Source organism: Nocardia wallacei, assembly GCF_029869545.1.
Classification (GTDB): domain Bacteria; phylum Actinomycetota; class Actinomycetes; order Mycobacteriales; family Mycobacteriaceae; genus Nocardia; species Nocardia wallacei_A.
On sequence record NZ_JARWQD010000188.1, the window covers coordinates 1 to 8,785 of the forward strand.

Annotated in this window: 9 protein-coding genes; 4 read left to right on the forward strand and 5 right to left on the reverse strand. The window is 67.3% G+C overall.

The genetic code is table 11. The annotated features are described in order from the left end of the window. On the reverse strand, positions 1-1,073 hold a 1,073-nt coding region (gene ispG / locus QH290_RS15820), incomplete at its 3' end, for a flavodoxin-dependent (E)-4-hydroxy-3-methylbut-2-enyl-diphosphate synthase (RefSeq protein WP_425303608.1). 404 nt (positions 1,074-1,477) lie between these two features. Here ispG and QH290_RS15825 point away from each other — a divergent pair. Both QH290_RS15825 and QH290_RS15830 read left to right on the forward strand, forming a co-directional pair. Continuing rightward, positions 1,478-1,987: a YbaB/EbfC family nucleoid-associated protein gene (locus tag QH290_RS15825; protein WP_280266664.1), complete on the forward strand. Its 510-nt coding sequence runs from the start codon at positions 1,478-1,480 to the stop codon at positions 1,985-1,987. A gap of 21 nt (positions 1,988-2,008) precedes the next feature. Continuing rightward, positions 2,009-2,686, forward strand: coding sequence for an endonuclease V (locus QH290_RS15830; RefSeq protein ID WP_280383599.1), 678 nt, complete (start codon positions 2,009-2,011; stop codon positions 2,684-2,686). Positions 2,687-2,716: 30 nt separating this feature from the next. Here QH290_RS15830 and QH290_RS15835 read toward each other — a convergent pair whose 3' ends face one another. After that, positions 2,717-3,535 carry an SAM-dependent methyltransferase gene (locus tag QH290_RS15835; RefSeq protein WP_280383601.1) on the reverse strand — a complete coding sequence of 273 codons (819 nt, stop codon included), beginning with the start codon at positions 3,533-3,535 and terminating at the stop codon, positions 2,717-2,719. Positions 3,536-3,573: 38 nt separating this feature from the next. Continuing rightward, entirely contained in the window at positions 3,574-4,812 is a 1,239-nt protein-coding gene (locus QH290_RS15840; protein ID WP_280383603.1) for a cytochrome P450 family protein, read from the reverse strand. Between the two features lie 611 nt (positions 4,813-5,423). On the opposite strand from QH290_RS15840, the gene QH290_RS15845 reads away from it, so the two are divergent. Continuing rightward, positions 5,424-5,852 carry a hypothetical protein gene (locus QH290_RS15845; RefSeq protein ID WP_280383604.1) on the forward strand — a complete coding sequence of 143 codons (429 nt, stop codon included), beginning with the start codon at positions 5,424-5,426 and terminating at the stop codon, positions 5,850-5,852. A 9-nt stretch (positions 5,853-5,861) separates the two neighbouring features. On the opposite strand, the gene QH290_RS15850 is transcribed toward QH290_RS15845, so the two are convergent. Both QH290_RS15850 and dxr read right to left on the reverse strand, forming a co-directional pair. Continuing rightward, the gene (locus tag QH290_RS15850) at positions 5,862-7,082 is read right to left on the reverse strand and encodes a M50 family metallopeptidase (RefSeq protein ID WP_280383606.1); all 1,221 of its coding nucleotides are present in this window, start codon (positions 7,080-7,082) and stop codon (positions 5,862-5,864) included. 21 nt (positions 7,083-7,103) lie between these two features. Continuing rightward, positions 7,104-8,243, reverse strand: a complete 1,140-nt coding sequence (gene dxr, locus QH290_RS15855; protein WP_280383608.1) for a 1-deoxy-D-xylulose-5-phosphate reductoisomerase — start codon at positions 8,241-8,243, stop codon at positions 7,104-7,106. An 88-nt stretch (positions 8,244-8,331) separates the two neighbouring features. On the opposite strand from dxr, the gene QH290_RS15860 reads away from it, so the two are divergent. Continuing rightward, on the forward strand, positions 8,332-8,637 hold the full coding sequence (locus QH290_RS15860; protein WP_342213247.1) for a DUF2631 domain-containing protein: 306 nt from the start codon (positions 8,332-8,334) through the stop codon (positions 8,635-8,637). Positions 8,638-8,785: the final 148 nt, after the last annotated feature.

An 8,785-nucleotide genomic window follows, 5' to 3' on the forward strand; every position in this document is an offset into this window, starting at 1 on the left:
CGCCCCCCCTCTTCGATGAGGGTCTCCACGATCTGATGCTCGGGCACGGTCTTGATGACCTCGCCCTTGACGAAGATCTGGCCCTTGCCGTTACCCGAGGCGACGCCGAGGTCGGCCTCGCGGGCCTCGCCCGGGCCGTTCACCACGCACCCCATCACGGCGACGCGCAGCGGCACCTCCATGCCCTCCAGGCCCGCGGTGACCTCGTTGGCCAGGGTGTACACATCGACCTGCGCGCGCCCGCACGACGGGCACGACACGATCTCGAGCTTGCGCGGGCGCAGGTTCAGCGACTGCAGGATCTGGCCGCCGACCTTCACCTCTTCGACGGGCGGGGCGGACAGCGAGACGCGGATCGTATCGCCGATGCCCTGCGACAGCAGCGCGCCGAAGGCCGTCGCCGACTTGATGGTGCCCTGGAACGCCGGACCGGCCTCGGTGACGCCCAGGTGCAGCGGATAGTCGCACTGCGCGGCCAGCTGGCGGTAGGCCTCGACCATGATCACCGGGTCGTTGTGCTTGACCGAGATCTTGATGTCGCCGAAGCCGTGCTCCTCGAACAGGCCCGCCTCCCACAGCGCCGACTCCACCAGCGCCTCCGGCGTCGCCTTGCCGTACTTCTCCATCATCCGCTTGTCGAGCGAGCCCGCGTTGACGCCGATGCGGATCGGGATGCCCGCCGCCCCGGCCGCCTTCGCGACCTCCTTGACGCGGCCGTCGAACTCCTTGATGTTGCCCGGGTTCACGCGCACGGCCGCGCATCCGGCATCGATCGCGGCGAAGATGTAGCGCGGCTGGAAGTGGATATCGGCGATGACCGGGATCGGGGACTTCTTCGCGATCGCGGCCAGCGCGTCGGCGTCCTCCTGGCGCGGGCACGCCACCCGCACGATGTCGCAGCCGGACGCGGTCAGCTCCGCGATCTGCTGCAGCGTGGAATTCACGTCGTGGGTCTTGGTGGTCGTCATCGACTGCACCGACACGGGGAAGTCACTGCCGACCCCGACCTTGCCCACCTGTAGTTGGCGAGTCTTGCGCCGGGGTGCGAGGACGGCCGCGGGCCCCGTCGGCATCCCCAATGCGATGGCACTACTCACGTTCGGTTGCCTACTTTCGTGCTTTCGTGTGTGCTCCACCCGTTCGGCCCCCGAGTCTAGTGGTGTTGGCTTACCGGCCGCTGTGAGAGCGCCGACAACGTACCGGATCGGGCGGCGGCGGCCGATATCGGTGATTCGTTGCGACGCGAACGATGGTGTTGTGGAACAGGTTTCGAAGAATTCGGCCGGGCGTGTCGGCGCAGGTCGAACAGGTCGGTCCGGGTTGTGACGCATTACACAGTCGAGTGTGGCAGGCCGGGTGGCGCGGCGTGATCGTTTGCCCGATCTGTCCGCCGGGTGATGAAATCGCCCCGCCGATGGAACCGATGGCTCCCCCGCCGCGTCGGAACCAGTAGCGGACCGACTCTCCCGGAGGTGGCATGTCCAACAGCGAGCAGGACGCGGCGCGCGCCCGCAACGCCGAGCTGCGCGACCAGATCGACTCGATGCTCGTCACCTACGAGCAGGAGCGCCGGGAGCTGGCCGAGGTGCAGGCCCGGCTGGCCGCGACCACGGCCGAGGCGTGGTCGTCGGACAATCTGGTCCGCGTCGTCAGCAATGTCTCCGGCATCCCGCTCGAGGTGCATCTGACGCCGGAATCGTTCAAGCGCTCCACCCCCGAGCGGCTGGGCCGGTCCATCGCCGAGGCCGCCCAGGCCGCCGCCCGCGCCGCCGCCGAACTGTCCGAACAGGCCATCGCCCCCCTGCAGGGCCTCGCCGACCAACTCCCCGACCTCCCCGACATCGTCCCCGGCGCCCCCAGCCTCAAAGACCTGAGGCACTCGATGGTCCCCGAGCCCACCGAGTCCACACCCCCACCCCCACCGATGGACGACGAGGAAGAGGACGACTACTACCGCAACCGTTCCTATCTGGACGACCGCCGCTGACCCGAACGCCGCAGGAGCCCAATGCGATTGTCGATGGCGGCCGAACTGCCCACCGATCCGGGCACGGCGATCGCCTTGCAGGACCGCCTGCGCGAGCTGGTGGATCCGACCGATCCGCGGCCACCCGATTTCCGGACGGTCGCGGGTCTCGACTCCGCCTATGACGAGGGCGGAAATGTCGTTGCGGCCGTGGTAGTTCTGGACGCTGCGACGCTCGAACCCCTGGACACCGCCACCGCCCGAGGCACGACAAGCTTCCCCTACATCCCCGGCCTCCTCGCCTTCCGCGAACTCCCCACCACCCTCGCCGCTCTCGAAAAGCTCGGCACCACACCGGATCTGCTGGTCTGCGATGGTCAGGGCATCGCGCATCCACGCCGATTCGGGCTGGCATGCCACATCGGCCTGCTCACCGGGCTGCCGACCTTCGGCGTCGCCAAGAACCTCCTGGGCGAATCCGACCAGCCCGGCCCGGAACGCGGCTCGGTCACCGACATCACGCTGGACGGCGAAGTAGTCGGCCGCACCGTTCGAACCCAGACCGGAATCAAACCCGTCTACGTATCCGTCGGCCACAGAATAGATCTCGATACGGCCTGCACAGCGGTCCTGTCGCTGAGCCCGAACCACCGCCAACCCGAAACAACCCGCCGAGCCGACCGCCTCGCCCGGGCACTGCTGCGCGACGCCGCCTTCTGACCCACCAGGCCCTACCGGTCGCGCTGGGGTTTACGTGGGTTTGTGGGCTACACCCGCGTAGCCGACCATCTGTTTGTCCATCGAGCGCGGGGGGACGATGCCGTCGGGATGCCAGCGGTGGGGTGTTTCGATGCCGGGGTCGACCAGGTTCAGACCGTCGAAGAAGCGGGTGAACTCCTCGCGGTTTCGGGGGCGGAACGTGATGCCGCTGTCGCGGTAGATCTGGATGGCGCGGTCGGCGATATCGGGCGTGAAGTCGCCGGTGATATGCGTCATCACCAGATAGGAGCCGGGCGCGAGCGCGTTCATCAGGGTGTCGACGATGTCGTAGGGGTGTTCGTCGTCATCGATGAAATGCATCAGCGCGATCAGGCTCAGCGCCACCGGGCGTTCGAGATCCAGGATCTCGCGCAATTTCGGCGCGTCGAGAATCGTCTCCGGGGCGCGGACGTCGGCGGGAATGAAACCGGTGCGTCCCTCCGGGGTGCCGACGAGCAATGCCCTGGCGTGCGCGAGCACGATCGGGTCGTTGTCGACGTAGACCACCCTCGCTTCGGGCGCGATCTGCTGCACGGTCTGATGGAGATTCGGCTCGGTGGGAATTCCGGTGCCGATATCGAGGAACTGACGAATGCCCGCCTGCGCGACGAAACGCGCGGCGCGAATCATGAAGTCCCGGTTGGTTCGCGCCGCCCGCCGCACCGACGGAAGCAGCTGTTCGATCTTCTCCACGGCCTCACGGTCGGCGTCGTAATTGTCCTTGCCGCCGAGCATGTAGTCGTACATCCGGGCCGGTTGGGCCTGATCGATACCCAAATCATGCCCAATTCCGTTGTCTTCGTTGGTCATCAGCGTGTTTCCCTCGCGAACAAAGATATTCCTGCGGATCAACGGCGATACACCGGCACCCGGCGGTAGCCGTGCGAGATGAAGCTGGGAACGGCGCCCAACTCCTGCGGCGGGCTCGCCAGCCGTATCCCCGGGTAGCGCGCGAATACCGCGGGCAGCGCGACCGTGGCCTCCAGCCGCGCCAGCGGCGCACCCAGGCAGTGGTGGACGCCGTGACCGAACGACAGATGCTCCTTACCTTCGCGGCTCACGTCGAAGGCCAAGGCGCTGTCACCATGCAGTTTCGGGTCCCGGCCCGCCGCCGAGTACGACGCGAGAATCGCCTGGCCTCGCTCGATCCGCACCTCGCCCACCTCGAGGTCGTCGACGGCATAGCGCAAGGGCAGATATCCCACCGGCGACTCGCAGCGCAGCGTCTCCTCCACGACCTCGGCCCACGACACCCGACCGTCGAGGACCCGCACCTTCTGGTCGGGGTGATCGAGCAGTGCCACGATGGCGTTGCCGATGAGGTTGACCGTGGTCTCGTGGCCCGCGCCGATCATCAGCATCACCGTCTCGACGAGTTCTCGATCGTCGAGGCGCGAGCCGTCCTCGTCGTCCGATGCGGCGATCAGGGCGCTGGTCAGGTCGGCGCCGGGGTCGCGTCGCTTGCGCGCCACGAGTTCGGCCACGATCCGGCCGATCTCGGCGTAGGCCGCCGCCGACTCCTCCGGGGCGAGGGTGGTGTCGAAACCGCTGTCGACGCATGCGCTCAGCGCCGGACGCAGCTCCTCGGGGATGCCCATCAGCTCGCAGAGGACCCGCATCGGCAGCACGTAACAGAACCGTTCACGCAGATCGACCACCTCGCCCGCCGGTACCCGATCGACGGCGTCGAGCAACTCGGCGGCGACCTCCCGGATGTAGGGACGCAGGGAGTTCGTGCGGCGGACGGTGAACGCGGGCGCGACCAGCCGTCGCAGCCTGCGGTGCTCGGCGCCGTAGGCGGTGAGCATGTTGTTGGCGGCCACCCACGGTTTCAACGGCCAATGACGGGGGACCTCACCATTGCGGAAGGCGGGCCAGTGGCGACGCGCGTCCTTGGACACGCGGGGATCGGCGAGCAGCGCCTCGAGCACGGCGGCATCGGTAACCGCCCACGCACGCACCCCACCGGGCAACTCCACCCACGTCGCCGGACCGCGGGAACGCAGACGCTCGACCTCGCCATGGAGGTCGGCAGCGGTCGGATCGAGAACAACGGGCTCGATATCCAACGCCTTCCCCTCCGGCACCCTCTCGTCGGATCGCCCGGATTCGCCACCCGAACGACATTGTCGCCCAACCCTATACCGACCACATGTCTCGCCGCCCTGAACGTTACGAACGACGTCGGTACCGGTGTCACGAGTTCGGCGAGCAGACCGCCCAGGGATCCTCGGCGGTAACAGCCGCCATGCCCGCGGATTCCACCCCCATCGCGTGAAGTGATCGAGATCGCCCGGCGCACAACAACTCCCACCACTGCGTGATACGCATCACAACAACTGCTGCGGAACCGCCCCCGCACGGACTGCGTCTCAATAAACGACACGAATCTCGTGTCGTCTCATAGTGAATTCCGGGAGGGGAAGAGCGATGAAATCTAAACTCACTGCGATAGTTGCGTTCACATTCGGCGCCCTCATGCTGTCGACGGGTGTGGCTTCTGCCGTACATCCGGACGACTGTAAGGCCGGTGGTGGGACTGTGGCCTGGGTGGGCGACCCGGACTACCGCACGCGCACAGCGGTCTGCACATGCAACGGTGGAGCCCACCACGGCGCTGAGGTGGTCGGCAGGATCTGGGTCGCCGAACACATTCCGATCGTTTGCATCGGCGGTGCCGCTTAGGCCTAATGGCAGGATGACCAGCGATAACGAACGTGACCAGTGCCGCGTGACGATCGACGGAGCGGCACCGTCATTGGTGACCGTATTCCGCAGAGCCGTCCGCATCGCCACCGAGCACGGCCGCACCTGGGTCGGTGTCGAGGATCTGCAGGCGGCGCTGTTGTGGCCCGACGGTCCTGCGGCGCAGCCGATGTCGTTGCTCGAAATCTGGTGGCCCCGTGCGGGACAGCCGCGCCGCATCCACCGCGGGATGGACGTCATCACTCCGGCCGATCTGCAAGGCGACCCGATACCTCTGTCCTACAGCGAGTTCCGGGAATTGGTGCGGACGATGGTGCCCGGGCCGACACCAGGTGTCGGCCCGGAGCATCCGGCGAGTGTCGCGTACCGAATCAGCGGACCGCACGCGGCCGAGTACCGGCGACAGCTCGGGGAGCAATAGCGCAGAACGTCAGAACAGCCTGATCGGGTTCACGATGTCGGCGACGAGCGTGAGAAGCATGTAGGCGCCGCCGATCACGACGACGACATAGGTCGCGGGGAGGAGCTTGAGGTAATCGACCGGGGCACCGGGAGGCAGACCACGTCGCCTACGGACCGTATCGCGGATCTTCTCGTAGATCACGACCGCGATATGACCGCCGTCCAGCGGGAGCAGTGGCAGCAGGTTGAACGCACCGAGGAAGAGGTTCAGGCTCACCAACATCACGATGAACACATTCCACAATCCACGTTCGGCGGTTTCGCCGCCGATGCGGCTCGCGCCGTACACGCTCATCGGGGTGTCGATATCGCGTTCACCGCCGGTGACCGCGTCCCAGAGACTCACCACCTTCGACGGCATCTGCGCCAGCGCCTGGGCGGTGCGGACCCCCAAATCGCCGGTGAATGCAGCCGAGGCCGGAATCGCGGCGAGAACGTTGTACTTGACCGGGTCGTAGGCCTGCATCTGGCCGACACCCACCTTGGAAACGACCTGTGGAGTAGTCGAGCGCTCCTTGGTCTGGGGATTCCGCGGATACATCACCGCCGACTCCGGCACAACCGGAATGTCGATGGTCTGCCCGTCCCGCTCCACGGTGTAGGTGATCGTGCCGGTCTTGTTCTGGGTCTTCGCCTGGAAGTCTTCCCAGGTCTTCACAGGCAAGCCGTCGATGGCGGTCACCAGATCCCCGCGCTTCAGCCCGGCTTGCCCCGCCGGGCCCGGTCCGGTGCAATCCTCGAAGCCACCGTCAGGTTTCTCCGTCGACACACACGTGGTACCGCCGATCATGGTGGCGGGGGGTGTTTTCAGGCTGGGCAGCCCCCACCCAACCGCCAGCAGCACGATCAGCAGAAATCCGAGCAGGAAATTCATGGCGATGCCGCCGCTCATCACCAACAGGCGCTTCCAGGTCGCCTGCCGGTACATGGCCCGATCCAGGTCCTTCGGATCGATCTCGTCCAGCGCGGTCATCCCCGCGATATCGCAAAAACCCCCGAGCGGCAGCGCCTTGAGCCCGTATTCGGTCTCGCCGCGGCGGAAAGAAAAGACCTTCGGCCCGAAGCCTATGAAATAGCGGCGCACCTTCATCCCGGTGGCCTGCGCCGTCCACATGTGGCCGCATTCGTGCAGGGCCACCGATACCGTGATGCCGAGCGCGAACAGCACGAACCCGATCGCGAACCCCATGCAGTGTCGAACCCTTCTGCGTCAGTTACCCACGTGCGACTGCGCACGCTGCCGCGCCCACGCATCGGCCGCGAGCACCTCGTCCAAGGTAGCGGGTTCCGCACTCCACCGGTCCGCCGCCTCGACCACACGCGCCACCGTGTGCACGATCTCGGGGAACCGGATGTGCCCGTCGAGGAAGGCCTGCACGGCGATCTCGTTGGCGGCGTTGTAGACCGCCGTCACGCTACCGCCCGCGCGCCCGGCCTGCCGGGCCAGTTCCACCGCCGGGAAGACCTCGTTGTCGACGGGTTCGAATTCCCAGGTGAACGCCGTGCCGAAGTCCAGCGGCGCGAGCACCCCGGGCACGCGGTCCGGCCAGCCCAGCGCCAGCGAGATCGGCAGCTTCATATCGGCCGGACTGGCCTGGGCGATGGTGGATCCGTCGGTGAAGGTGACCATCGAGTGCACGATCGACTGCGGATGCACGGTGACGTCGATCTTGTCGTAGTCGATGCCGAACAGCATGTGCGCCTCGATCAGCTCGAGGCCCTTGTTCACCAGCGATGCCGAATTCAGGGTGTTCATCAGGCCCATCGACCAGGTCGGATGCGCCTTGGCCTCGTCCGGATTCACCGATTCCAGCATCTGCGTGGTCCAACCCCGGAACGGGCCGCCGGACGCGGTGAGCACGAGCCGGTCCACCTCGGCCGCGCGGCCGCCGCGCAGGCACTGCGCCATCGCCGAATGCTCCGAGTCCACGGGCACGATCTGCCCGGGCGCGGCGGCGCGGGTCACCAGCGAGCCGCCCGCCACCAGCGATTCCTTGTTCGCCAGCGCGAGCCGTCGGCCCGACTCCAGCGTGGCCAGCGTCGGTTCCAGGCCCAGCGAACCGACCAGCGCATTGAGCACCACGTCCGCGTCGGTGCGGCGCACCAGCTCGGTCACCGCGGCCGGACCCGCCAGTGGCACACCGAGTTCGGCGGCCGCGGCGGGATCGGCGACGGCGACGTTGGGGGTGCCCGTCGCGCGGATCTGCTCGGCCAGCAGCGCGGTATTGCCGCCGCGCGCGGCGAGCCCGACCACCTGGAACCGCTCGGGATCGGCGGCGATCACCTCCAGCGCCTGTGTGCCAATGGAACCGGTGCTGCCGAGCAGCAGGACTCTCACGATGTCGGACACCCCCTCATTGTTGCGGATGACCGGGCCCGACACCCGGCGACCCCGCTGGCTACGACGGGCAGTCGTATGTCACGATAGGAACGACAGAGTGACCGAACTGATGGGAGCTAACGTGGCCGCCACGGAATTGGAACCCGCCAAGAGCGCCGTCGTCACCAAGGTCGACCCCGCCGAGGTTCCGTCCGCCGCCTGGGGTTGGAGCGGCGAGTCGCGGCGCACCTTCAAGGTCGCCGGTTGGGTGGTCGTGGTGATCCTGCTGGCCATGTTGTTCGAAGGGCCGCAGGGCAGTTCGTCGGGCACCGGCAATATCGGCTACCTGTTCCTGATCGGCTCCGCGCTGGTGCTCGCCGGTGTGCTGATCCGCGACTCGATCCTGAAGAACAAGCCGCGCTAGTCCCGCGCCGTGCGGGGTTCACCGTCCCCCGCGGCGGGTCGGCTTCCTCCGGCCCGGGTGCGCATTCTTTCGTGCGGGGGGCCCGCCGCCGCCCGGCGGTGGGAAGTGCCCCCCGTTGCCTTGGAGTTTGGGCCCGCCCCGCGGGGGG